This is a genomic window from Marinobacterium sp. MBR-109, assembly GCF_040547565.1.
Taxonomy (GTDB): domain Bacteria; phylum Pseudomonadota; class Gammaproteobacteria; order Pseudomonadales; family Balneatricaceae; genus Marinobacterium.
This window is the reverse complement of sequence record NZ_JBEPPZ010000007.1, coordinates 1-25,680: the sequence shown is the minus strand read 5'-3', so window position 1 is coordinate 25,680 and position 25,680 is coordinate 1. Positions and strand designations below refer to the sequence as shown.

General features: G+C 58.5%; 23 protein-coding genes. 5 read left to right on the top strand and 18 right to left on the bottom strand.

The annotated features are described in order from the left end of the window. Positions 1-8: 8 nt before the first annotated feature. From ABIE60_RS10275 to ABIE60_RS10255, 5 genes are read right to left on the bottom strand one after another with little or no spacing between them, the layout of a single operon-like run. On the bottom strand, positions 9-1,184 hold the full coding sequence (locus ABIE60_RS10275; protein ID WP_354469315.1) for a lipid-transfer protein: 1,176 nt from the start codon (positions 1,182-1,184) through the stop codon (positions 9-11). A gap of 16 nt (positions 1,185-1,200) precedes the next feature. Next, the gene (locus tag ABIE60_RS10270) at positions 1,201-1,602 is read right to left on the bottom strand and encodes a MaoC family dehydratase (protein ID WP_354469314.1); all 402 of its coding nucleotides are present in this window, start codon (positions 1,600-1,602) and stop codon (positions 1,201-1,203) included. After that, positions 1,592-2,725, bottom strand: coding sequence for an acyl-CoA dehydrogenase family protein (locus ABIE60_RS10265; protein WP_354469313.1), 1,134 nt, complete (start codon positions 2,723-2,725; stop codon positions 1,592-1,594). The genes ABIE60_RS10270 and ABIE60_RS10265 overlap by 11 nt, the downstream gene beginning before the upstream one ends. Before the next feature lie 9 nt (positions 2,726-2,734). Beyond that, the gene (locus ABIE60_RS10260) at positions 2,735-3,706 is read right to left on the bottom strand and encodes an OB-fold domain-containing protein (protein ID WP_354469312.1); all 972 of its coding nucleotides are present in this window, start codon (positions 3,704-3,706) and stop codon (positions 2,735-2,737) included. Positions 3,707-3,760: 54 nt separating this feature from the next. Continuing rightward, complete coding sequence (locus ABIE60_RS10255) at positions 3,761-4,543, bottom strand: SDR family oxidoreductase (RefSeq protein ID WP_354469311.1); 783 nt, start codon at positions 4,541-4,543, stop codon at positions 3,761-3,763. A gap of 137 nt (positions 4,544-4,680) precedes the next feature. On the opposite strand from ABIE60_RS10255, the gene ABIE60_RS10250 reads away from it, so the two are divergent. Together ABIE60_RS10250 and ABIE60_RS10245 are read left to right on the top strand one after the other, a co-directional pair. Then, entirely contained in the window at positions 4,681-5,472 is a 792-nt protein-coding gene (locus tag ABIE60_RS10250; protein ID WP_354469310.1) for an enoyl-CoA hydratase, read from the top strand. Between the two features lie 73 nt (positions 5,473-5,545). Beyond that, positions 5,546-6,298 (top strand): SDR family NAD(P)-dependent oxidoreductase, encoded by a 753-nt coding sequence (locus ABIE60_RS10245; RefSeq protein WP_354469309.1) that lies wholly within the window; start codon positions 5,546-5,548, stop codon positions 6,296-6,298. Positions 6,299-6,375: 77 nt separating this feature from the next. Here the strand turns inward: ABIE60_RS10245 and ABIE60_RS10240 are convergent, their stop codons facing one another. From ABIE60_RS10240 to ABIE60_RS10180, 13 genes are all read right to left on the bottom strand, one after another. Continuing rightward, positions 6,376-7,614, bottom strand: a complete 1,239-nt coding sequence (locus ABIE60_RS10240) for an NADH:flavin oxidoreductase (RefSeq protein ID WP_354469308.1) — start codon at positions 7,612-7,614, stop codon at positions 6,376-6,378. Positions 7,615-7,627: 13 nt separating this feature from the next. Further along, on the bottom strand, positions 7,628-8,824 hold the full coding sequence (locus ABIE60_RS10235) for an acyl-CoA dehydrogenase family protein (protein WP_354469307.1): 1,197 nt from the start codon (positions 8,822-8,824) through the stop codon (positions 7,628-7,630). Then, positions 8,821-10,017, bottom strand: coding sequence for an acyl-CoA dehydrogenase family protein (locus tag ABIE60_RS10230; RefSeq protein ID WP_354469306.1), 1,197 nt, complete (start codon positions 10,015-10,017; stop codon positions 8,821-8,823). The genes ABIE60_RS10235 and ABIE60_RS10230 overlap by 4 nt, the downstream gene beginning before the upstream one ends. A 69-nt stretch (positions 10,018-10,086) precedes the next feature. Then, entirely contained in the window at positions 10,087-11,463 is a 1,377-nt protein-coding gene (locus tag ABIE60_RS10225) for a DUF1329 domain-containing protein (RefSeq protein ID WP_354469305.1), read from the bottom strand. 17 nt (positions 11,464-11,480) lie between these two features. Beyond that, positions 11,481-13,112: a DUF1302 domain-containing protein gene (locus tag ABIE60_RS10220; RefSeq protein ID WP_354469304.1), complete on the bottom strand. Its 1,632-nt coding sequence runs from the start codon at positions 13,110-13,112 to the stop codon at positions 11,481-11,483. A 142-nt stretch (positions 13,113-13,254) separates the two neighbouring features. Continuing rightward, on the bottom strand, positions 13,255-14,085 hold the full coding sequence (locus ABIE60_RS10215) for an SDR family NAD(P)-dependent oxidoreductase (protein ID WP_354469303.1): 831 nt from the start codon (positions 14,083-14,085) through the stop codon (positions 13,255-13,257). A 79-nt stretch (positions 14,086-14,164) separates the two neighbouring features. Continuing rightward, positions 14,165-15,322, bottom strand: a complete 1,158-nt coding sequence (locus tag ABIE60_RS10210; RefSeq protein WP_354469302.1) for a helix-turn-helix transcriptional regulator — start codon at positions 15,320-15,322, stop codon at positions 14,165-14,167. Positions 15,323-15,416: 94 nt separating this feature from the next. Further along, positions 15,417-16,355: an electron transfer flavoprotein subunit alpha/FixB family protein gene (locus ABIE60_RS10205; protein ID WP_354469301.1), complete on the bottom strand. Its 939-nt coding sequence runs from the start codon at positions 16,353-16,355 to the stop codon at positions 15,417-15,419. 11 nt (positions 16,356-16,366) lie between these two features. Then, positions 16,367-17,116 carry an electron transfer flavoprotein subunit beta/FixA family protein gene (locus ABIE60_RS10200; protein WP_354469300.1) on the bottom strand — a complete coding sequence of 250 codons (750 nt, stop codon included), beginning with the start codon at positions 17,114-17,116 and terminating at the stop codon, positions 16,367-16,369. A gap of 15 nt (positions 17,117-17,131) precedes the next feature. Next, entirely contained in the window at positions 17,132-18,229 is a 1,098-nt protein-coding gene (locus ABIE60_RS10195) for an alkene reductase (protein WP_354469299.1), read from the bottom strand. 10 nt (positions 18,230-18,239) lie between these two features. Beyond that, positions 18,240-19,010: an SDR family NAD(P)-dependent oxidoreductase gene (locus tag ABIE60_RS10190; RefSeq protein WP_354469298.1), complete on the bottom strand. Its 771-nt coding sequence runs from the start codon at positions 19,008-19,010 to the stop codon at positions 18,240-18,242. Between the two features lie 201 nt (positions 19,011-19,211). Continuing rightward, positions 19,212-20,252 (bottom strand): 2Fe-2S iron-sulfur cluster-binding protein, encoded by a 1,041-nt coding sequence (locus tag ABIE60_RS10185; RefSeq protein WP_354469297.1) that lies wholly within the window; start codon positions 20,250-20,252, stop codon positions 19,212-19,214. Between the two features lie 13 nt (positions 20,253-20,265). Next, positions 20,266-21,492, bottom strand: coding sequence for an acyl-CoA dehydrogenase family protein (locus ABIE60_RS10180; protein ID WP_354469296.1), 1,227 nt, complete (start codon positions 21,490-21,492; stop codon positions 20,266-20,268). A gap of 263 nt (positions 21,493-21,755) precedes the next feature. Here ABIE60_RS10180 and ABIE60_RS10175 point away from each other — a divergent pair, with 263 nt between their 5' ends. From ABIE60_RS10175 to ABIE60_RS16555, 3 genes are all read left to right on the top strand, one after another. After that, a complete protein-coding gene (locus tag ABIE60_RS10175; RefSeq protein WP_354469295.1) occupies positions 21,756-22,736 on the top strand; it encodes a WD40/YVTN/BNR-like repeat-containing protein in 981 nt (326 codons plus the stop codon). Between the two features lie 2 nt (positions 22,737-22,738). After that, positions 22,739-25,186: an efflux RND transporter permease subunit gene (locus ABIE60_RS10170; RefSeq protein ID WP_354469294.1), complete on the top strand. Its 2,448-nt coding sequence runs from the start codon at positions 22,739-22,741 to the stop codon at positions 25,184-25,186. Positions 25,187-25,528: 342 nt separating this feature from the next. Beyond that, on the top strand, positions 25,529-25,680 hold a 152-nt coding region (locus ABIE60_RS16555), incomplete at its 3' end, for an IS1634 family transposase N-terminal domain-related protein (protein ID WP_502914951.1).

Here is a 25,680-nt window from a genome sequence, read left to right as displayed (position 1 = left end):
TGACCTCCTTAGCTTGCGCTCAAAATCAGACCGCTGGTCGGCACGCCGGTACCGGCGGTAACCAGCACGTTTTCCACGTCATCCACCTGGTTGACCGAACTGCCGCGTACCTGACGCACGCCCTCGGCCACCCCGTTCATGCCATGGATGTAGGCCTCACCCAGCTGGCCGCCGTGGGTATTGATCGGCAGCTTGCCGCCACGGGCATGATGGCCGGCGCGGATGAAGTCCTTGGCCTCGCCTCGCTTGGCGAAACCGAACTCTTCCAGCTGCGGCAATACAAACGGGGTGAAGTGGTCGTAGATCACCGCGGTCTGGATGTCATCCGGCGTCAGGCCGGACTGACGGTACAGCTCACGTGCGACGACACCCATCTCCGGCAGTCCGGTGATGTCTTCACGGTAGTAGGAGGTCATGATCTGCTGACCATCGGCAATGCCCTGGGAACCGGCCTTGATCATCACCGGCTTCTGCTTGAGGTCCCTGGCGCGGTCGGCGCTGGTGATCACCATCGCTACGGCACCGTCGGACTCCTGACAGCAGTCGAGCAGGTGCAGCGGTTCACAGATCCAGCGCGAGTTCTGATGGTCTTCCAGCGTGATCGGCTTCTCGTAGAAGAAGGCATTCGGGTTGGTGGCCGCGAAATCGCGTACCGCCACCGCTACACGACCGAAGTCTTCAGAGGTCGCCCCGTAGGTGTGCATGTAGCGCTGGGCAAACATGCCGACCCAGGCCGCCGGGGTATGGAAACCGTGCGGCATGTACCAGCCGTAGTTCACGTTCTCGAAGATCGGGGTATCGGCAAAGCCGTAGCTGCCGGTACCGAAGCGGTACCAGGAGCGCTCGTTCATGGCACGATAGACCACCACAGTCTTGGCCACGCCTGTGGCAACGGCCATGGCCGCGTGCATGATCGGCGCACAGGCGGCGCCGCCACCGTGCGGAATCTGGGAGAAGAACTTCACGTCCTTGCAGCCCAGCAGGCGGGCAATTTCATACTCCGGCACCTTGTCCACGGAGTAGCTGCTGAAACCGTCCACTTCGGACGGATCAATACCGGCATCTTCCAGTGCGGCCAGGGTCGCTTCCATCGCCAGACGCAGTTCGGTACGGCCGGAGTTCTTGGAAAACTCGGTGGCGCCAAGGCCAACGATCGCGGCCTTGTTGCTGATGTTATCGTTCATTCTTGTCTCCTCCGGCTCAGGGCAGCGTGACCGCTACCGTGCCTGTGACGTGGTTGCCCATGGAATTTTTGCCCTTGAGCGTCACTTCCACACTGCGGCTGTCGGTCTCAACAGCGGTTATTTCGCCCTGGAACTTCATGCTGTCGCCCGGGTAGTTCGGCGCGCCCAAACGGATCTTCAGGTCCTGGAAGCGGGCCTCTGGGCCACACCACTGCTCGACAAAGCGCTGCACCAGACCGCTGGTGGTCAGGATATTCATGAACACATGCGGCGAGCCCAGCTCCTGAGCCGCATCCTTGTCGTGATGACCCGGAAAGTAGTCCCGGGTTGCGATGGCACCACCGGTGATCAGCGCCACGGTGATGGGAATCTCCAGCGGCGGCAACTGATCACCGAGGCTGACATCTTCAAATCGCATTGTTTTCTTCGAGGTCATATTTCCATCCCAAGGTATCGTGAGTTGCCAACCAGTCACCGAGACGCTCAAGCGTGGCCCGGCTGCCGCCCAGACCCAGACTCAGGGCGCGGCTCCAGTAGAGAAAACGGTGAATCGGATAGGTCAGATCGACGCCGATACCGCCATGTACATGCTGAGCGGTGTGGCCGATCTTGTGTCCGGCCTCGCAGGCCAGCCAGGCGGTGGCCATTGCCTCGGACGGTGCCGGCAGACCCGCATCGATGCGATAGCACAGCTGCCAAAGAGCGGATCTGAGGGTTTCAAGCGCCACCTTGCAGTCAGCCATGCTCATCTGCACGGCCTGGAACTGGCCAATGGTGCGACCGAACTGAACACGCTCGTTGACGTACTCCACGGTACGGCGGATCTGCTCGTCGCTGACACCCAACTGCAGTGCGGCCTGAGCGGCGATGGCACGGGTTTCCAGCCAGTCCGTTGCAGCCAGAGGCAACACCGCTGCGGCAGACAACTTGACGTTATCGCACCGAATATCGGCCACGCTCTCGCCCTGAGTCAGCACGCCGGCTACCCGATCAACGCCGGCCGTATCGAATTCAACACAGACCACGCGAGCGCCCTCGGCGGTATCCACCAGCACCAGTGCAGCGGCGGCCTCCCCGGTACCCGAGACAGCATGAGCAGTACCGTTCAACACCCAGCCGCCATCGACCTGTTCCGCTTTCAGCGCCAAACCGGTGGCACGGCTGCGATCACCGGCACTCAGGGTCAGCACCTTCTCGGCACCGGCGGCGGCTTCCAGCAGACCCGCGAACTCATCGGCGGCAAACTGGGCCAGCGTGGCGGCCGCAACCTGATGACGCCAGAGCGGCACCAGTCCAAGACCACGCCCCTGAGCTTCCAGCACCAGCATCAGCTCGCTCATGCCCAAACCACTGCCACCCGCGTCTTCCGGGATGTACAGGGAGTGCAGGCCGGTTTCGACACAGGTCTGCCAGAGGTCTTGCATGATAGTGGCATCGCTTTCATCGAAGTCGCGCATGCGCTCGTCGGTGCAGAAATCGGTGAAAAGGCCTCCCGCCATTTCGGCGATGGCGCGCTGATCTTCAGTCAGTGTAAAGTCCATACATTCTCCTCAGGCGGTTGCCGGCCGGAACAGCGGCAGCGTGAGTTCATCGTCAAAGGTCTGGAACTCGACCTCCACGCGCTGACCGATCTCAAGGTCTGCCGGGTTAGCGCCGACCAGACCGGCCGGAATGCGAACGCCTTCATCCAGCTGAATCAGGCCGATCGGGTTGGGGTAATCAAACGGCGGCACTTCCGGGTAATGCATCACGACGAACGAGTACAGTTCGCCCTTGCCTGCACTGAGCTGGTAATCCAACTCGAAACTCTGGCAGTGACTGCACACCGGCGCAGGCGGATGCTGCAGCCTGTTGCAGCTCTTGCAGTGCTGGATGCGCAGCTCACCTGCTTCACAGCCTTCCCAGAAGAAACGGGTGTCATCACTGATACCCGGCTTGGGACGCTTGATCTTGGGTACAGCGGACTCGTTCTTTTCAACCGGTTTGGGCTGCTGCGCCGGCTTGAACTTGATCACGCGGAACAGCAACTCACCCACTTTCTCGTCGCCTTCCGGCTTTTCGGAGAAGAAGGACATCACTTGCGTCACGAAGAATCCGGTGCCCAGCGCCGTGGCTTTCTCTTCACTGACTTCCTTGATCAGCGTGGTGTAGTAGAGCTTTTCGCCCATGCGCACGTAGCGGTCAAAGGTCAGCTCCGAGTTCACCGCCACCACTGCCGGATAGCCCTGGGCTTCGATCAGGCCCAGTACTTCATAGGGGTTTTCATCGGTCGAGCCCGGCGGGTAGTTGTTCATGTGCAGCCCCTCCAGGCACCAGGCCTGCAGCATCGCCGGGGGCGCTACGATTTCACCAAACTCGGTGGTCGCGGCATAGTCAGGGTCGGTATAGAGCGGGTTATTCACCCCCATGACCTCGCACCATTGCCGAACCATCGCCGGGTTCACTTCGTCCCATGCATAGATGCGGCCATATTCCCGCCCCACCATGGAACGTACTTCCGATAACCATTCGTAATCAGCCAAGATACGTCTCCTTTACGATATGGGGCCACCCGTCGCGGGCGGCGCCGGGTTGTTTCAGTTACTGGCCTTGCCGGCCTGAAGAAATGCGGGTTTCTCGCCACCGCCGTTGAGCAGCAGATTGCTGCCGCTGGTGTAGGAGGCGATGGAAGAGGCCATATAAAGACAGGCATTGCCAATATCGTCCGGCGTCGCAAGACGACCGGCCGGAATAGTGGCCGCTACCGCCGCGATGCCAGCTTCGTCACCGTAGTGCAGGTGAGACTGTTCGGTCTGTACCAGCCCCGGACTGACCGCCGACACGCGCACTTTGGGCGCCCATTCCACCGCCAGCGAGGATGCCAGCGAGAGAATCCCCGCCTTGGCGGCACCGTAAGCGGCAGTGCCAGGTGAAGCACGCAGTGCACTGATGCTGCCAATAAAAATGATGTTGCCGCCCTGCTCCTGCTGCTGCATCTGACGATTGGCGAGCTGTGCCAGGTTCAGGGGCGCAATCAGGTTCAGACGCAAAATGCCTTCATGGAAGCGAGGTGACACATCCGCTGCCAGCGCATGGGGTGCACCACCCGCGTTGTTGATCAGCACGTCCAGACGGCCATATTCGTTGGCAATGGCCTGCACCAGCGCGTCTGACGCTTCGTAATCGCGCACATCCAGCGGCATGAACACGGACTCACGGCCGTTTTCAGTTGGCAATTGTTCGGGAGCGTTGCGACCACATACAATGACCGTGGCACCCGCTGCTAGAAACGAACGCGCAATACCGGCACCAATCCCCTTGGTTCCGCCGGTTACCAGGACCACCTGGCCGCTGTAATCAAAGTGTGCTGACTGCGTCATAAACGCCTCCTTATTCTTCTTGATGCTTGCAGTCTAATAAGGGGCTCGATCTTCACTCTTCGTCTGAACGGACGATGTTTATCTGGCGCCAGCTGACAGAATCGCCGTCAATATCCAATCTCAGTGAGGCGATGGCTGTGACTGATCAACAATCTCCCGAAGACACACTGCTGCTGGAGCACCCGGAACCGGGTATTGCCGTGCTGCGCCTGAACCGCCCGCACGCCACCAACGCCCTGAGTCTGGAACTGCAACAGCAACTCAACCGCCGATTCACTGAGCTGGCCGCTGACGACAGTATTCGCTGCATTGTGTTAACGGGTGGGGAGAAAGTGTTTGCCGCCGGAGGCGACATCACCGGCCTGATCGATGCCGATCCCATCGAAATCTACAAGCGTCATACCGAACGGGTCTGGGCTCCGATTCAGCACTGCCCCAAACCGATCGTGGCGGCCATTTGCGGCTATGCCTTTGGCGGTGGCTGTGAATTGGCGATGCATGCCGACATTCTGATCGCCGGTGAAGGCGCCAGCTTCTGCCAGCCCGAAATTCGTATCGGCATCATGCCGGGCATCGGCGGCACCCAGCGACTGGTACGTGCCGTCGGCAAGGCCAAGGCGATGAGCATGGCACTGACCGGCCGTCCGATCAGCGCACATGAAGCCTGGGTGAGCGGTCTGGTGAGTGAAGTGTGCCCGGACGATCAGGTGATGGACACTGCACTCAAAACCGCACGCAGCATCGCACGCATGCCGCCGCTGGCGGTTGAGCAGATCAAGGAGTGCATTCTGCACGGCATGGATGCGTCACTGGAAAGCGCTCTGTCACTGGAGCGAAAGGCCAACGCCATGTTGTTCGCTTCACGGGATCAGCAGGAAGGGATGCAGGCGTTTCTGGAGAAACGTCACCCGAACTTTACCGGTGAATAAACCCGCCAGGATGCACCGTAGTAGCAACACTGCACGCGTTACCACCAATAAAATCAATAAGGAGACGTGACATATGGAACCGCTGTTTTCACTGAGGGGCAAAAACGCTCTGGTTACCGGTGCCGGTCGTGGTATGGGGTTAGGCGTTGCCCGCGCGTTGGCCCGTCAGGGTGCCCGCGTGGCGATCAACGATTTCTACCAGGATCGTGCCGATGCCGCCGCCGAGCAGCTGCGCAGCGAAGGCTTCGATGTGATCGGTGTCGCCGCTGACATTACCGATCCGGCCCAGCTGAAACAGATGGTTACCGCCGTCAACCAAGCCTTTGGCAGCGTAGACATTTTTGTTGCCAACGCCGGTGTTCCCACTGGTGGCATGGGCTATGGCAAGTTTCTGGAGTCCGATCCGGCTCAGTGGCAGCAGTTTCTGGACCTGAACCTGAATGCCCTGCTGCATGCCGCTCAGGCCGTTATGCCCGGCATGCTGGAACGCGCCTGGGGCCGCTTTATCTGCATCACATCTGAATCCTGGCGCGCCGGGGTGCCCATGGGCATCGCCGCCTACGCCGCGTCGAAAGCAGGTGCCGTTGGCTTTATCCGCCAGTTGGCCGCTGAAACCGGTCGCCAGGGCGTCACGGTTAATGGCCTCTCCCTTGGCACCATGAACAACTGGGAAGGTTCGGAAAAGATTGCCGCCAAAAGCTGCATGGTTCCCCGCGCCGGATCGCCTGAAGACGTGGGTGCCGGGGTTGCTTACCTGGCATCGACCGAAGCCAGCTGGGTAACCGGTCAGATCTATCCTCTGAATGGCGGCAGCCTTACCGCCTGATTGTTATTCCTGTCGAGCACTCTCACCATCTCGCATGGTCTTGGCTCCCGGTGGTCGCACAACCCCGGGGGTCTTTTTTATATAAGTTCCGCACTGGCAATCTGCTGATTCAGCGCAATATCATTAGGTGGATTCTCAATGCAGCGGGTGCCACCCGGATGGTAGATGTAGGGCACACAGCCGTTGCAGTGGGTGCAGCCGCTCTTGTTGACGATACCCTGCTGAAACTTGCGCACCAGCTCCGGGTCGTGCAGCAGCGGACGCGCCATCACCACGGCTTCAAAGCCTTCAGTCATCGCCTTTTCCACATCGTCCATGGATGAAACGCCACCCAGATAGCCCAGCGGAATATCCAGTGCCGCGCGAATCTTGCGGGAATAGTCGAGGAAATACATGGGGCGGAACTTCACCTGAGGTACGCCCTTCTGTGACAACTTGATCATGGTGAGCGTGAGTTTCTGATCGGCCAGCACCTTGCTCATCTCGTCCAGATTCATATTGCTGCCGAACATGAACCAGCCGGATTCGATATTGCGCCCGCCAGAAAGCACCAACATATCGGCACCCGCGGCCTGCAGGATACGTCCGGTAACGATGGCATCTTCAACGCTGGATCCACGGCGAACGCCGTCGGCCACATTGATCTTGGCGAGAATGGCCAGATCCTGTCCAACCGCATCTTTTACCGCCTTGAGTACACGGGCGGGAAAACGCGCCCGATTTTCGGGACTGCCGCCATATTCATCCTTGCGCTTATTGGACAGGGGCGAGATGAACTGGTTGAGCAGGTAGCCGTGGCCCATATGCAGCTCCACCGCATCAAAACCGGCGTCACGACAGATTCTGGCAGCGGCGGCAAACTCGTCGACCACCTGAGCCATATCCTGCTCTTTCATCGCCCGCTGCAGAAAATTGCCGCATAGCAGTCCCGCCTTGTTAATCCCGGACGAGGCACTGATGGTGCGCCCCTTGACCTTGATGGAGGTGACAAAGGAGCCACCATGGGTGAGCTGCATGGAGATTTTGCCGCCTTCGGCATGAACCGCATCGGTCAGCACCTTGAGATCGGGTATGATCTCCTCGCGCAGCCAGATCTGATTCGGCAACGTTCGCCCACGTTCGGATACGGCGCCGTAGGCAACGGTGGTCAGCGCAACCCCGCCCCGGGCCATGTCACGGTGATGCTTGACCATGGCTCGGGTCGGCGTACCGTTCAGGCTCATTGCCTCATTGGCACCGGCCCGGACAAACCGGTTGCGAAGAGTAATCGGCCCCAGCTGGAAGGGTGTGAATGCCTGCTGTCGATGATCGGACATGAACGTCTCCTGCTTAACGCCACTTGGGCTCGCGCGGCATTTCCAGCCCGCGTTCGGCGATGATATTGCGCTGAATCTGGTTGCTGCCACCGTAGATCGTGTCCGAGCGTACAAACAGGAACAGCGACTGCAGTCGTGTCAATTCGTAGGGTGCCGCTTCCAGTAACTGCCCCATCTGACCGCACACATCGATCGCCAGCTCACCCAGACTTCGGTGCCAGGTGGACCAGAACAGTTTGTAGATCAAACCTTCCCGCTGCAGGCTGCCGTCGCTGCCGCTCTGACCGGAGAGCATCCGCAGGCTGTTGTAGCGCATGATTTTCAGCTCGGCGTGGGCCTTGGCGATGCGCTGGCGAATCACCGGGTCGCGATCCTTGCCGTTTTCTTTGGCCACACGGATCACTTCGTCCAGCTCATTCTGGAACTGCATCTGTTGGCCCAACGTCGAAACGCCCCGCTCAAAGCCCAGCAGCCCCATGGCCACCTTCCAGCCGTCACCGGGCTCTCCGACAATATCACCGGCATCACAAACGGCATCGTCGAAGAACACTTCGTTGAACTCGGAGGTGCCGGTAATCTGCTCGATGGGACGCACTTCAACACCCGGCTGATCCATCTTCACCAGAAAGAACCCCAACCCCTTGTGCGCCACCGAGTCGGGATCGGTACGTGCGATCACGAAGCAGTAGTCGGACTCGTGCGCCAGTGAGGTCCAGACCTTCTGGCCTTTGATCACCCACTGATTGCGCTCGGCATCGAAGCGGGCCCTGGTCTTCACATTGGCCAGGTCGGAACCGGCACTCGGCTCGGAATAGCCCTGACACCAGAGCTCGGTCCCGCTCAGAATACCGGGCAGGTATTTGGCCTGCTGTTCAGGGGTGCCGAAGGCAATAATGGTGGGACCGGCCAGCCCCTCGCCAATATGCCCCACACGGCCCGGTGCCCCGGCGCGGGCGTATTCTTCAAAGAAGATCACCTGCTGCTCAATGCTGCAGCCACGACCACCGTGTTGCTGTGGCCAGCCAACGCAGGTCCAGCCACCTTCGGCCAGCTTCTGCTCCCAGCGCTTGCGCTCTTCAGGGAAGCTGTGTTCGTCACCAGGCCCACCACGGAATTTCAGTTTTGCAAACGCGCCGGTCAGATTGGCGGCCAGCCAGTCAGCCACTTCGGTGCGGAAGCGTTCGTCTTCGGCGCTGAAGCTGAGTTTCATGCGGCAGCTCCTTTTGTTTGGTTGGAATGGGCGGACTGATCGTTATCCAGCAACAGGCCGGCGAGGGATTCGAGGTGTTCGCTGGCAGCGCCCAGCATCAGCTCGCTGGCCTTGGCACGTTTGAAGTAGAGGTGCACATCATACTCCCAGGTAAAACCGACCCCGCCGTGCATCTGCAGGGCTTCACCGGCATTACGGAAACAGGCATCCGAGCAGTAGGACTTGGCAATCGCCGCCGCTTCCGGCAGCTCGGCTGCAAGTTCGCCTCCCTGCCAGGCTTCATCGGCAATACAGGCGGCGTAATAACAGGCGGAACGGGCTACTTCGGTGCGCAGCATCATATCGGCGGCCTTATGTTTGATCGCCTGAAAGCTGGCGATGGGGCGGCCGAACTGCTCACGCTCATTGGTATACTGCACTGCAAGATCCTGCACCTGCTGGGCTGCACCCACCTGCTCGGCAGCCAGGGCAACCGTTGCCAGTTGCAACACCTGCTCCAGCACGGCACCGGCCTGACCCGCCTCGCCCAAACATGCGTCAACAGACAGCTCCAGTCGATCCAGCTGGATGCGCCCCAGATGACGCGTCTGGTCCAGTGTCGGAGTCCAGTAACGCTTGATACCTTCGGCAGCAGCGTCCACAACAAACAGGCTGATGCCTTCACGTCCGATCGAGCCAGGCGTGCGCCCAGCCAGAACCAGAATCTCGGCGCTGTGACCATCAACCACCAACTGATAATCACCTGATAGACAGTAACCCTGTTCGTTCGCCTGAAAGGTTGCGGTAACGGCATCACAGCCGGGAGCTTCCTGTCCGATCCAGCCCAGTGTTGCGGTCGCGCCACCGAGAATACGTTCCAGCCAGGGACTGGCCTGCTCCTCGGCAGCCGCCAGTTGCAAAGCCGGAACGGTCTGACACACGGTGGAGAAATAGGGTGCGCACACCAGATGACGTCCCATCTGCTCCATGACCGCGATCAGTTCCACATAGCCCAGTCCCATGCCGCCGAGGGATTCGGGAAGGGTGATCGCCTGCAGGTAAAGGTCTTCGCAGATCTGTCGCCAGAGCGACAGGTCATAACCACGCTCGGTGGCCATCGCCTCTCGCACGGCTGCGGAGGTAGAGCGGTCGGCGAAAAAGCCGGCGGCCGTTTCGCGGATCATCTGCTGTTCTTCAGTAAAGCGGAACTCCATGGTTCGTCGCTCCCTGTTGGTTGGAATGGGGGTTGAAAAGCAGGCACCCAATGGGTGCCCGCCTGAGGGTCAGAGACCTGCGCGACGAGCCGCTTGTGGTCCGAAGTCCCGATCAGTCAAAGTGCCACGATTGAGCGTGTAGGCCTTTGGCTGCTCGTTAACCAGGTTGAATGCCAGATAGCTCCCAGCCTGCAGATCGTGGTAAAAACCAACGCCTGCCTGCCAGGTCTGAGCCTCATAGGCGTAGAAGTAGTTCACCATTGATGTGCGCCACAGGCCGCCACGGGCATCGTAGTTATCGGCCATCACCATGAACCAGGTATCGGCATCGATATACATGTGACGCTTGCCGTAGATATGGCGATAGTCGCCCTTAAGGTTGGCTTCCAGTACCCAGACGCGCTGCAGCTCGTATCGCATGTGCTCGGGGTTGGCATGGCCAGGAGTCAACAGATCACTGTACTTGATCTCGTTGGAGTGCAGACGGTAGGCGTTGTACGGAATGTACATCTCCTGCTGACCGACAATCTTCCAGTCATACCGCTTGGGGGAGCCGTTGAAAATACGCACCTCGTCCACGGTAATGGAGCCCCCGGTACCGGGGAACGACATGTCAAAGCCGTATTCCGGTGATTGGCGCACGCGACGGGTACCCGGGTCATAACGCCAGCTCTGGCGCGGCTGTTTGGTATGGTTCCAGAACTCCATACCGGTATTGATCTCGCCACGGTCACGTTCGGGCAGAATGGTCTCGTTCAGATAGAAAGAGGACTGCCCTTCAGTCGGACCGCTGGTATCCGGTTTCAGGTGCGGTGCCAGGTTGCGTGATTTGACCCGTCCCCAGTTGATATTGCCGTTTTCAAGCACGTATGCATTATCGGATATCAACTCCTCGGTCCAGGGGCGGTAGGTAAAGATGGACGAAGTCCACAGCAGCTCCAGACCGGTTTTCGGGAAGGGGAACAGAATGCCCCCTGTTGTTGCCTCGACACCTTCTCCCTCATCCACCAACTTGGCGTTCTGCGCATTCTGGCGGGTCACGTCACAAACGCTGTCAGGGAAACGAAAATCGCGGCGTGATTCATAGATAGGCATCTGGAAGCTGTTCGGATACTTCTCAAACAGCGCCTTTTGACCGGCCGAGAGCCTGTCAGCATACTGATCCATGTTCTGGGCCGTAATCACAAACAGCGGCGTGTCCTGTGGATAAGGATCAACCGGATGATTGCCGGTACCCTCGAAATTGACATGATCGGGCACGCCCTGCCACTTGCCGCTCCATTCGGGGATCGTACCTTCGGCATTGCCTGCCTTGAGTGCGCCCACACAGGTACGCGTGGTGTCTAGCTCCGCCATCTCTTCGGCAGTGGCGGCTAGCACATTACCTGTCATCAGGAAAGTCTGCAGCGCGACACCCGCTGCCAGCATTGAATACTTCAGTTTCATATCATCATCCCTGCCAGTTAGAAGGTGTATTTGGCGCTGAGCGAGACGTAGTCACGGTCAGCCATGGTACGGCCCTTGTCGAGGTTGGCCGAGCTGAGGTAATTCACCCAGGTCAGACCCACCTGCATGTTGCCCAGATACTTGAAGTCGGCACCCAGCGTCAGGCGCTTCTCGTCACGGCCAAGTCCGGCACTGGCCATGCCGCTGCCATCGATATTCTGAGTCCAGATCGCCTTGGTGGTCAGATCCCAGCCACTGAATAGATTGGGGTAATCCATGAACACGGCTGCAGCGAGGACGGCGTTGTCTCGGGTCTGGCTGTAACTGTTGTAGGTTCCGGCCTGTCCCGGCAGCCCCCCGGTCACCACCAGGTCCTCGACATTGTGAATACGCTCATGCACGACTTCGGCCATCACCGTGGTCTGATGCGCCAGGGCACTCGGGCCGATGATGTAAACGCCGTTCAGGTTGGTCTGAAGGTAACTGCCTCGTGCGGGAGCACCATTATCGAGATAGACCGGAGCACCATCGCGGTAGCTGATATCACCGCCCAGCTGTACATCGCCCACCTTGGAGCTGATGCTGACGCCTGTCAGCTTGATATCGTCAAAGTAGCCCAGCTGGTAACAGGGATTGCCACCAACGCCGGCAGTACAGCCATTGAAGCCATCGAAGGATGAGTAGCGCGTGTCACCGGTGAAATCGGTGAACAATGCCCCTACACGGTCATGGTAGCGATAGTGGAACAGGCCGATCTCGGTGCTGTTACCCAGCAGGTAACGCGCACCCAGGCCCCACTGACCACTGTCACTCGGTTCAATCTCACCGGCATAGTTGATTACACCTGCGTTCGGCAGGCTTGTAATCGGCCCTGCTCCGAAGCGGATAAACTGTGCACCCGGACCAAAGGTGTCGCTGCCAAAGAAATCACCCACCGGGTTCAGACGCGTCTTTTCCCAGTCGTACTGATAGAAGGCATTTAGAGTGAGGTTATCGGTCAGCGTCAGACTGGCCGAGAGCTGTCCCACCGGCAGATACCCTTCCTTGGCCTCGGTTCCCGGTACGTTGAACACCGCAGCATCCACCGGCAGCTGACCCTGGCTGATATTGGGGAAGAACAGACTTTCACCCCAGGCAACAATGTGACGCCCCGCTTTTACGGATAGATATTTATCCTCACCGATCACGAAGTTGCCATAGACAAAGGCATCCAGCAGACGAGGATCGTAACCACTCATCTCGCGGGTCTTGTCCGTGAACTGATTCACCGCCCCGACCTTGTTGATGGTATCCAGCGAGTTGTTGTCGTTACTGCTACGATACACGTCATCGTAGAACACACTGCCTCGCAGCAGAGCACCCACGTTGTCATGGCGCAGGCGGATTTCACCCAGCGCATTGACGCGATTGTTCACCAGGCTGCCGCGATCGAAGTTCCGCGTCGCATCATCATTGTTTGGGTCATTGAGATAGACATCAGACGGTGATGAGGTGCGTACAGACGCGGTATAGGAAAGCGTCAGCGACGCATCCAGTGTTGTGTTGTCGCCCAGATAGACGGTTTCAAATGCATTGGCCTGACTGACAGCGAGCGCCAGCGCCAGCGGGACAAATCGCCGGCAAACGGCAGGAGTCCGTTTGGTAATCATACGTGCCCTCCAATGAGCATGATTTTTGTTGTTATCACATGGCCACAATCCGGCCACTCCAACATGCTCGGGGAGCCAAGGCCTTCTCTCATCGTTCAGACAGACTAGAGACCCGAGCAGTCACATTCAGCGCTGACGCACATCAAGGCTGTGCGGAAATGTTTTTTTCACGGGCAAGAGGCTGGGCCTGGATGGTCTGGTATCGGAACTGATCCGCCTCAGCGTTCTGCGCCAGCCACAGCAGCACGGCGGCGGGCAGCTCAGGCGGTGCCGAGCCGTTGCGCAACGCAATCAGACCCTGGTCACCGATGGTGGCCTTGAGCGTTTCCGTGGTCACCACACCCGGATTGACGGTGAAGGCACGAATACCCTGATCGCCCAGTTCACGATTGAGAATGCCGGACAAACGCGAGACCGCAGCCTTGCCCGCACCATAGGCATAACCCCAGCCACCTTTGCCGGCAGGGACAGGCGGATCGCTTTCACCGGCACCGGAGGTCATATTGATGATGGTTGCGCCCCCCTGTTCCAGCATTCGAGGCATCAATCGGCGGGTCAGCAGGAAGGGCGCCAGAATGTAGCCCTGGGCTACACGCTGCAGGGTTTCGGCTTCAAGGGACATGAACGGCAGGTTGAGGTCACTGCCTTGATAGACCGCGTTGTTGATCAGCACATCAACACGGCCAAAATGATCAAGCACCTGGTCGGCTGCGGTAGTGACCGACCCGGAATCCAGCAGATCCATGCGAAACACCTTGACCTCGACACCGTATTCACGCGCTTCGGCAGCCGTTGCGTTCAGGCTGCCACTCAGGGCGCTGCCATCGGCATGACGCACGGCGTGAGTAAAGGTTTCCCCTTCTTCAAGGGTGCGGGCGCTCAGTGCCAGATCGTAACCGGCACGGGCAAAGGCGATGGCGGTGGCGCGACCGATGCCACGGCTGGCACCGGTGATGAAAGCGACCTGTCTCATGACTGCAGCTCCTCTGATTTTTCTTCAGAGTGCTACAGCCCTTGCAGGATCACATACCCCAACAGGACGAGGCCGGTGATCAGTCTTCCTGATCACCCTGGCCAAGTGCCGCAACGCTGTTGAGGAAGATGCGGACCAGTTCGGTCTGACGCCGCACACCGGTCTTGGAGAAGATCGCACGCAGGTGGGCACGCGCGGTATTGCGACGGATATTGAGTGCTTCTGCCGCTTCCTCCAGCGACAGACCATTGGCCAGCTGGATCGACAGCGCCGTTTCAGCCGGTGTCAGTCCAAACAGTTTTTTGGCAATCTCGTTGCTGGCCTGTGACTTGCCCACCGCATCACGGATATAGACCACCGCTGCCGGCTGCCCCTTGCCCTCGGCCCAGGCGGTTGAAGGGATCGCTTCGATCACGACCCCCAGACTTACCTCACCCGATGGCCGGGTAATCGACATTGCTTCAGGCAACGCATGCTGTCCGTCACCTCGCTGGGACTCGAAAGCCTCCTTGATCAACCTGCGCAGCTCACGGTTATCACTGGGATAGCTGGCTTCGAGTCTGCCACCGACAATCTTGAGTCCGTCACCGGATTCGAGAATCTCCTTAGCAAACACGTTTTGATCCAGCACCTGGCCATTTTCGTCGATCAGGACAGTCGCAATGGAAAGCCGACTGATCGCCTTGGAATAGAGCGAACCCAGTGTCTGGCTGCGATCAAGCAGGTTGCGGATATTGAGTGCCCGACGCAGATGGGGCAGCAGAAAGCTGCACAACTCTTTGTCATCGGCGGAGAACGGCTCGGCGGCCTCCGGGCGGGTTATGCGAAAGCGCAGCGTACCGGAATCAGGCGTCGATATATCCACCGCCATCACATGGTAGACATCATTGGGAGCACACCAGTGAACTCGATAGGGACAGGCTTGCCACTCTTCAGGCGTCATCAGCTCTTCTTCAGTGAATACCCTGTCTGGCGGCTGGTTCACGAAGGGCGTCAGGTTGTGACGATAGGGGAAAAACACGACCTTGCCTGAGTCCTGAAGCTCTCCAACCGAAACCATCAGCCCCAGGTCGTCTTCGTCCTGGCTGTCCGGCATTTTCAGAATCAGAGTAACAAAGTTGGCTGAAAACAGCGCACGCAGCTGCTCCAGCGCATCCCCCCAGAGAGTGTTGTCCAGAGCGGCTTCATAGAGTGAGGACAGCAGTAGGTCGAACTGCTCCACGTCCAGTCGGTTCATGTTGGGTTTTCCCCTATTATAGTAATTATGTGGCGCAGGCCCGCCCTTTTGGAAAAGCGCACAACAGGGGAGCGGGCCTGGTTTACGGCTTTTGTCAGCCCAGTTGCTGCGTTAGTTCAGGCACTGCATCAAAAAGATCAGCTTCAAGTCCGTAATCGGCGACCTGGAAAATAGGGGCATCAGGATCCTTGTTGATAGCCACGATAACTTTTGAATCGCTCATGCCGGCAAGGTGCTGAATGGCACCGGAGATGCCGACCGCCACATACAACTGCGGTGCAACAATTTTACCGGTCTGGCCAACCTGATAGTCGTTGGGCACAAACCCCGCGTCAACGGCTGCACGTGAGGCGCCAAGGGCAGCACCCAGCTTGTCGGCCAGAGGTTCGAGCACCTGACGATAGTTATCGCCATTGCCCAGCCCGCGGCCGCCCGAGACTACAACATCCGCCGCACCCAGCTCGGGACGGTCGGATTTGCTCAGTTCACGCCCTACCAGAGCCGACACACCCGCACTGGCAGTCGCAGCCAACGCAGTCACTTCGGCACTGCCCCCCTGGGTGGCGGCATCAAAGGCAGTGGGGCGAACGGTCAACACTTGAATCGGCTCGGCCGACTCAACAGACAGCATGACGTTGCCAGCATATATGGGACGTACATAGCTGCCAACCGCTTTAATTTCAATAACATCGGAAACCTGTGCTACATCCAGCAAGGCGGCAACACGCGGTGTAAGGTTTTTGCCAAAGCTGGAACTGGGTGACACCACCGCCTGATAACCGTGCTGTTGCACCGTTTCAACTACCAACAAGGCAAGCTCCTCGGCCAACTGAGCGGCATAATGATCCGCATCAGCCAGCAGTACGCGTGTGACGCCTGCAACAGCAGCCGCCTGTTGCGCTACTGCGGCACAGCCCTGGCCGGCCACCAGAATATCAATCTCGCCACCCAGGCGTGTCGCCGCATTTACGACATTGAGGGTGACCGCGTTCAGCTGCCGGTTGTCATGTTCTGCAATTACAAGAGTCTTCATCATCATCACCTTCAGATCACACGGGCTTCCTGGCGCAGCTTTTCAATCAGCTCAGCCACATTTCCAACCTTGATACCGCCTTTGCGGGCTGCCGGCGGCGCGAAGTTCACCGCCTTCAGGCGCGGGGCCACATCAATTCCCAGGTCGGCGACCGGCTTCGAATCCAGCGGCTTTTTCTTGGCTTTCATGATGTTGGGCAAAGAGGCGTAGCGCGGCTCGTTCAGACGCAGATCACTGGTTACCACCGCCGGCAGGTTCAGCTGCAGGGTTTCCAGACCGCCATCGATTTCACGGGTGACCTTGATGGCACCACCTTCAGGCGTTACCTCGGATGCGAATGCGCCCTGAGGCCAGCCCAACAGTGCCGCCAGCATCTGGCCGGTCTGGTTGGAGTCATCATCGATCGCCTGCTTGCCACAGATCACCAGTTGCGGTTGCTCATCCGCGACCACCTGCTTGAGGCACTTAGCCACCGCCAGCGGCTCCAGATCGACATCGGACTCAATGTGAATGGCACGATCGGCACCCACGGCCAATGCCGTACGCAGCACTTCCTGACTGGCTTTGGGGCCGATACTGACCACAACCACTTCGGTTGCCGTGCCCGCTTCTTTCAGACGCACAGCCTCTTCCACGGCAATCTCGTCAAAGGGGTTGATCGCCATTTTCACGTTATTCAGATCCACGCCGGTGCCATCGGACTTCACCCGTACCTTGACGTTGTAGTCGATGACGCGTTTAACCGGTACAAGAACTTTCATCATGTATTCCTCGAATTACTCAGCCGCTGTGGGGTAGTCGGTATAACCGGCCGCCCCCGCTGTATAGATGGTTTTGCGATCAAAGCGGGACAGCGCCAACCCCTTGCGGATACGAGTGACCAGATCCGGATTGGCAATGAAGTGGCGAGCAAAGGAGACGGCATCCCCCTGCCCCTCACTGATGGCAGCGGCGGCTGTTTCCGGCGCAAAACCATCATTCAGAATCAGGCTGCCGCCGAAGTGCTCACGCGCCAGCGCAAAGGCGTCAATCTCGGACACGGGTGAACGCATGATGTGCACGAAGGCCACACCAATGCGTGTCGCTGCCTGCATCAGTGCCACATGGCTGGCAACGCTGTCCTCGTCTGAAGTGTCGTTGTAGGTATTGCCCGGATTGATGCGAAAACCGACCCGATCTGCACCGATGGCATCACTCATTGCCTGCAGACACTCGGCGGCAAAGCACACCCGATTTTCCAGGCTGCCGCCATAACGATCGGTGCGGCGGTTGGTGCCGGTGCAGAGAAACTGCATCGGCAGGTAACCGCTGGTACAGTGCAGTTCGACACCATCAAACCCCGCTTCGCGGGCATTGATTGCGGCCTGCCGGTGTTCTTCGACAAGCGCAACCACCTCTTCGGTGGTCAGCTCACGTGGAGTATCGTAGGGCTGCATGCCTGCCGCATCGGTAAACACCTCGCCCTGCGCCTGCAAGGCGGAAGGTGCAACCGTCTCAACTCCTGCTGGCTTGATGCGACAACTGCCGATACGACCGGCGTGCATGATCTGCAGAATGATCTTGCCGTCACGTTCGTGTACGGCGTCGGTCACCTTACGCCAGGCGGCAATCTGCTCGGCGGTCTCAATGCCCGGCTGGCGACAGTAGGCCTGCCCGGTCACACTGGGCCAGGTACCCTCGGCCACAATCAGCCCAGCTTCTGCGCGGGCGGCATAGTGCTCCACCATCAGATCATTGGGCAGGCCATCCGCATCGGCACGGTTACGCGTCATCGGCGCCATCACAATGTGATTATTCAGCTCGATGGCACCGATCCGGACAGGCGAGAACAGCGGCTCTGTACCTACCAAGGTATCCTGTTTAGCTGCTTGCATACGATTTACCTCAATCCAGTGCCGTCACCAGCACGGCGGAGCGGCCACCATCCACCGGCAGCGTTGCACCGGTAATGTAGGAAGCCTGATCACTGGCCAGAAACAGGATGGCGTTGGCCAACTCTTCAGGCTGACCGACACGTCCCATGGGGATCAGCTTTTCGGTGCTTTTGCGAGCATTTTCATCCGCCAGCATCCCTTCGGTAGCGGGCGTTTCCACCACTGCCGGGATCACCACGTTGACACGCACACCATAGGGCGCGCCTTCTGCTGCGGCGGCACGAGAAAAGTTGGTCACGGCGGCCTTGGACGCGGAGTAACCGGACATCCAGGGGGTACCCAGCTCGCCGCAGATGGATGAAAGGTTCACGATGGAACCGCCATGCGCCTTCATCAGCTGCAGCGCGGTACGCGTGCCCCAGAAGGTGCCATCCACCGAGGTGGTGAAGTTGGCATGCCACTGCTCGGTGGTCATCTCATCGATACTGCCCCAGGTGAACGCCATGGCGTTGTTCACCAGTACATCCAGCCGACCGTGTTTTTCGGCCGTGGCGCGCAGCGCACCTACAAAGCCCTCTTCGTTGCTGACATCTACCTGTACCGCTTCGGCCTCGCCGCCGCCGGCACGGATACGATCAACAACCGCTTCAAGCGGCTCCATTCGGCGACCGCAGATCACCACACGCGCACCTTCCTGCGCAAAACGTTCTGCCGTGGCGGCACCGATGCCACTGCCACCACCGGTAATAAATGCGACTTTGCCCTGTAGACAGCCCTGCATAATGTGTCTCCTGAGTTGTTGTTATCCAGAGAACAGACTCGCTGCCACGTGCCGCGCACATGACAGACAGGCACTTACACCTGCGCAGTCAGTATTTTCAGAGTAAGAGAGTGAACGACGGCTGCCATCGTCCAATAAGACTAAACCGAAAAGACCGGCAAAAGCCGGTCTTAACGCATTGAATTAGATAGGGATTGGTGATCAGGTATATTTAAGGCTAACCTTGGCCGTACGCGGCACCGCCTGACAGGTCAGAGTAAGCCCGCGCGACAGATCGCGTTCATCCAGTACATCATTGTGCAATAGTTTTACCTCACCTTCGGTCACTTCACACATGCAGGACGCACACATTCCGGCCATGCAGGAATAGGGCAAATCAATACCCGCCTTTTCGGCCGCATCCAAAATGGTCTCATCACCCTGGCATTGAAGCTCGTAGTGCTGACCATCCAGCTCGATGCTGATTTGTGCCTGATCGACCTCCGCCGATTCGGTCAATACCGCCTGCTGCTCCTCGTTTCTCGACTCTTCGGATGGCAGCGAAACAAAGCGCTCCACATGGATATTTTCGGCAGGCAGATTCAAATCCTGCAACGCCTGCTCGGCGGCATCCATATACGGGCCGGGGCCACAGATAAAGGCTTGCGCATTTTCATAACCACGCGACAGCCGCTTGAGCAAACTGACAGTGGGACGCCCCTGAACGCTGTCCAACAGATGGATAACATCCAGGCGATCGGCATACTGCTCCAGAAGCTCTTTCAGCGCCTCACGGAAGATGATCGATCCTTCATCCCGGTTGGCATAAACCAGTCGAACCTGACCACGACCGCGCAGCAGCACCGAGCGCAGAATCGAAAATACCGGCGTGATGCCACTGCCACCGGCAAACAGCAGGAACTCGCCATCCAGCGACTGAGGCACAAAAACCCCGGCCGGCTGCATCACTTCGATGGCATCACCGACCTGCACATGATCACAGATCCAGTTGGAACCACGCCCCTCTACCACCCGTTTCACGGTCACCCTCAGCTGGGCATCCACCGTGGGCGCACTCGACATTGAGTAGCAGCGCAGCAGATGCTCTCCCTGCCAGGGCAGGCGCAGGGTCAGAAACTGACCCGGCCGATAGCAAAACCGCTCAACCAACTCCGCCGGTACCGCAAACTGCAGCGATACCGCATCCGAGGTCTCCTGCACTACCTGATCCACACGCAGCGAGTGATAGCGGGACGTACTCATGGCACTTCTCCTTTTAGATGTATGGGTCCATGTTCGGCAGACCCAGCATCACGGCCCCACTGGCGCGGGCATAGGCATCGGCATTGTTGGCAATGTGACCACGCGCCTGATGGATATCACGGAAGATCCGCTCGATCGGGTTGCTGCGATACAGCCCCGAAGCGGCACAGGCGCGCAGCAGTTCACTGACACGATCCGCACACAGCTTGGGCACCAGCGATGCCTGCGCACGCTGCATCAGGCGCTCTTCAACCGGCATTTTGTCACCGGTTTTGGCGCAATGAACGATGCGGGCGTAGTTGCGGAACATCACCAGCTTGAGCTGATCGACAGCGATCATCGCCTCGGCAACCGCCAGCTGAGCATTGGGGTCTTCAGCCGTCTTGGCACCATGTTTGCCGACATGCGCACCCGCACGGGTACGGAACTCATCGATCGCCGCCTCGGTTGCACCCAGACAGGCGGAAGAGACCGCACGCTGGAATACCTGCGTAAACGGGATTTTATAGGTCCAGCCCGGATTGGTTTCACGACCGGGACAACCGGCATCAGAATGATTGTTGGTACGATGCGTGCGGTGCTCAGGTACGAAGGCGTCTTCGACAATGATGTCATGACTGCCGGTCGCTCTCAGGCCCAGTACATCCCAGTTTTTCTCCACGCGGAAATCACTGCGCGGCAGCAGGAAGGTCGTATGCTCCAGCTCATCGGGATTGTCCTTCTTCGGCAGCAACCCGCCGAGGAAGATCCACTCACAGTGATCAACACCACTGGAGAAACCCCAGCGGCCTGAGAAGCGATAACCCCCATCCACTTTCTCCGCCTTGCCAACCGGCATGTAGGTGGAGGCAATCAGAGTACCGTCATTGCCGTTGGCCCACACATCCTGTTGCGCCTGTTCCGGGAACAGCGGCAACTGCCAGTTGTGCACACCGATAACGCCATAGATCCAGGCCGTGGACATACAGCCTTTGGCAAGCGCCATCTGTACGCGGTAGAACACGCGCGGATCCAGCTCGTAGCCGCCCCAGCGCTTGGGCTGAAGTACACGGAACAGGCCCGCCTCCGCCATTTCCTTGACCGTTTCACGGGGGACCATGCCTGCCTCATCGGCCGCTTTTGCCCGTGCCTGCAGACGAGGCATCATTTCCTCGGCCGCCTGGACGAGGCGAACAGCCTCGGGGGTCATATAATCTTCGTCATGTGCCGCTGCAATAAAGTTGTTCGTTAACACGCCCATCGCACGAGTCTCCTCGATTATTATTTTGGATTTACCGGGCATGACCGGCTGCTCCGACCATCTCCTTCAGGGTGCAGATTCACACAGACCCTCCCCAAGACTCATCGTCAATTTGGACTAACGCACAGCTCTCGTTACTAGCCCATTCGGACGATGCCCCCGATTCGCGCTCAGGAATAATGGCAAACGTACTCTTCGAGCTACAGGCCATCAGTACAACAACAAAACCTTGCCTGAAGGCTTAAAAACAAAGGAGTTTAGCCATGCGCGTAACCCTGGGCATCGCTGTTTCACTGATCGTTGCAGCGGCAGGAATGTTCGCGTTTTCTCACCGGGACACCCCTTCATTGGGCTCACGCCAGATTCCGGTAGATAACATGAACCTGACCAGCATCACTCAAACCGATGCAGGACTTGTCACTGCTGGAGAGCTGGGCCATATCCTGGTTTCATCGGATGAAGGCAATAGCTGGACACAGGCAGCCCTGTCGGATCAGCGCCATGCGTTGATCACCCGTCTGCACTTCAAGGACAGTCTGAACGGACTGGCAATCGGCCATGAAGGCTGGATTCTGAAAACACGGGATGGGGGACGCACCTGGCAGGAAGTGGCTTTTAACCCCGGCAGCGAACCTCTGCTCGGCATTCACCTGCTGCCTTCCGGCGACTGGGTGGCCTTTGGTGCGTTTGGTCAGTCCCGTATCTCTCGCGATGATGGCATCAGCTGGTCTGAGCTGCCGTCACCCGAGGGCACCGACTGGCATCTGAATAACATCATTGCATCCGAAGATCGTCGTACTTGGCTGATCGTCGGCGAGTCGGGAACCCTGTTTCGCTCCACTGACGGCGGCACGAACTGGGAAAGCATTCCTGAGTTCTATAACGGGTCACTGTATGGCGGCCTAAGCCTGGGGGACGATACCTGGGTGGTGTACGGCATGCGCGGAAATATTTTCCGCAGTGATGATAATGGTCTGAGCTGGACCTCAGTCGGTGGTGAGCTGCCAGTGTCGATTTTCACCCACCAGTCGCTGGATAACGGAGACCTTTTGCTGGCGGGCCAGGGCGGTGCTCTTCTGCTCAGTCATGACCAAGGCCGCAGCTTTCGCTTTCTGCACAAAAGCGGCCGCATGACCGTGACCGACATTACCCTTCTTGAGTCGGGCAATTTGCTGATGAGCAGTGACAGCGGTCTGCTGCCACCCCTTTCGCTCGCTCAACTTAAACAGCCGTCTGGAGCCTGATCATGCCACATCAACACTCTTCTGCCGTGCAAAAATTTGTTGACACGTCCGCCCGTCTTCTGATCATCGCCCGAAAGCCGCTGGGTATCCTGTTCCTGCTGATTACCGTTCTGCTCGGTTTATCAGCCATTCAGACCCGCTTTGATCCCGGCTTCAACAAGCTGATTCCGCTTAAGCATGACTTCATGCAGGCCTTTCTGGAGCATTCTGCCGAGTTTACCGGTGCCAACCGTGTCATGATCAGCCTGGAGTGGACCGGTGAAGGTGATATCTATAACGCCGAATTCATGGACAAGCTGCAACAGGCGACCGATGAGGTTTTCTTCACCCCCGGCATAAACCGCACTACCGTACGTTCACTGTTCACACCTGAAGTCCGCTATATCGAGGTCACGGAATACGGCTTCACTGGTGGGGTGGTTATCCCGTCCCGTTTTACCGCTGATGCAGAGGGTTTGGCACAGGTGCGTTCCAACGTGCAGAAATCAGGTCAGGTCGGCAACCTGGTCGCCAACGACCTGAAATCCGCGATGGTACAAGCCGAACTGCTGGAGATTGACCCTGAAACCGGCGAGAAAACCGATTATGCAGCCGTGGCACGCCATCTGGAGAAAATTCGCGCCGAGCTGAGTGATGACAGCATCAATATCCAGATCATCGGCTTCTCGAAGGTGATGGGCGACGTCATGGACGGGTTGATGACAGTGGTCCTGTTCTTTGCCGTGGCATTTGTGATCACATTTGCCCTGCTGTGGATCTATTCCCGTTCACTGAGGCTGACACTGCTGGCCATTGTGGTGGCGCTGCTGCCGGTTATCTGGCTGTTGGGCATTTTGCCGCTGATCGGTTATGGCATCGATCCCATGTCCGTACTGGTCCCGTTCCTGATCTTCTCCATCGGTGTCTCTCACGCGGTACAGATGACCAACGCGTGGAAACTGGACGTACTCTCGGGCATGAGCGCCATCGAAGCGGCCGAAAGCTCGATCCGCAAGCTGGCCATACCGGGTACAGTGGCACTGCTGGCCAACGCGCTCGGGTTTATGGTGATTATGGTGATCGATATCCCGATCGTACATGAGCTGGGGCTTACCGCTTGCCTGGGCGTGGCGCTTATGATCATCACCAACAAGATGTTCATGCCGATCATCCTGTCGCACCTGCGACTGGAGAAGATGGCACTGAAAGACAACAGCAGCGGCGAGCGTCACCCGGTCTGGTGGGCCATCTCTGCGCTGTCACAGCCGCGCCCTGCCCTGCTCAGTATCAGTGTCATGCTGATCCTGCTGGCAGTGGGTACGTGGCAGTCCCGCTCGCTGCTGACCGGGGATATCGGCTCCGGCGTGCCGGAACTGCGTGCCGAATCACGCTACAACCAGGATAACGACACCATCATCAGCAACTACTCCATCGGCATGGATGTGCTTTCCGTGTACGTGGAAACCGATCGCGCCTCGGAAGCCTGCCTTGACTGGGACGTGATGAACGCTGTGGATCGGTTTGATTTCCACATGCGCGGTGTGCCCGGGGTCGAATCCGTCAGTACCGTGGCGGGCATGGCCAAGCTCTATGTGTCCGGCAACAACGAGGGCAATCCGCTGTGGCGCACCCTTCAGCGCTCCGAAATGGCCCTGCGCTCGGGCAGCCAGGCCGCCAACCCGGAACTGGGGCTGAACAACGAGTTGTGTAAAACCATCAACATGATGGTGTACCTGAAGAATCACCAGAACGACACGCTCAAGCATGTCATTGGCGAGATTCAGAGCTTCATCAACAGCGTGGCAGTGGAAGGTGTCACCTTCCGCCTGGCCGGTGGTAACGCCGGTGTTGCCGCGGCCACCAACGAAGCGGTGGAAACCGCCGAGGTGCAGATGATCGCGTCCATCTTCGCGGCCATTACCCTGCTGTGCTGGATCACCTTCCGCTCCTGGCGCGGTGTGCTCTGCGTGATCGTGCCGCTGATGCTGGTGACCATCCTGTGTAACGCCCTGATGGCCTTGCTGGGCATCGGCCTGAAAGTGGCGACGCTGCCAGTGATCGCCCTGGGTGTGGGCGTCGGCGTGGACTACGGCATCTACATCTACGAGCAGATGCAGCACTCGCTGAAACGCGGCATCGACCTGCGCACGTCCTTCTACGAAGCGATGCGCCAGCGCGGCACCGCCGCGGTGTTCACCGCCGTGACCATGACTATTGGCGTGGGTACCTGGGCATTCTCGGCGCTCAAGTTCCAGGCCGACATGGGCATCCTGCTTGCGTTCATGTTCATGGTGAACGTGCTCGGCGCCATCTTCCTGCTGCCGGCACTGGCCTGCTGGCTGAATGTTCAGCCGAGCAAGGTAGCGGCCAGCAATGCCGACCGCATGGCTGAGCCATCCCCTGCCACAACCGCTACCACTAAACGCTCCAACCTGAACACACGCCAACAGGCCGTTGTGACTTCAGACTGATCGACCCGATGGCGGAGGACTACCTCCGCCATCGCCTTTCCTGCGCACCATCCATCAAGTCCATTTCAAGCAGTACAAGTTCATTAGGCAAGACAAAGCCTGACATGTGCGCTTTTTACTGACACATTCTGCTGGTACGGTATCTACCATCACACAGGCGGTAGGTGTACACAGTTTGGCCTCCCGAGTTCGACAGTTATCCACTGAAAATCGTCTCTTTTACACACCGCAGCCCAGTATTTATGCGGGTTTCCGCTTTTTAGACGCCTAAAGCTTTGTAGTGGCACGTATGTGGATATCTTTTCAGTTTAAAAGGTCATAAAGAGATGATAAAGTCATGGCATGTACGTCAAAGTCACCAAGTCCGGCCCTCGCAAGTATGTGCAGCTCGTTGAAGCCTATCGAGACGAGAACGGCCGCCCAAAACAACGCACGATTGCGACCCTCGGCCGTCTCGACAAGCTCGGTGATGAGCTGGAGTCCGTGGTCGAAGG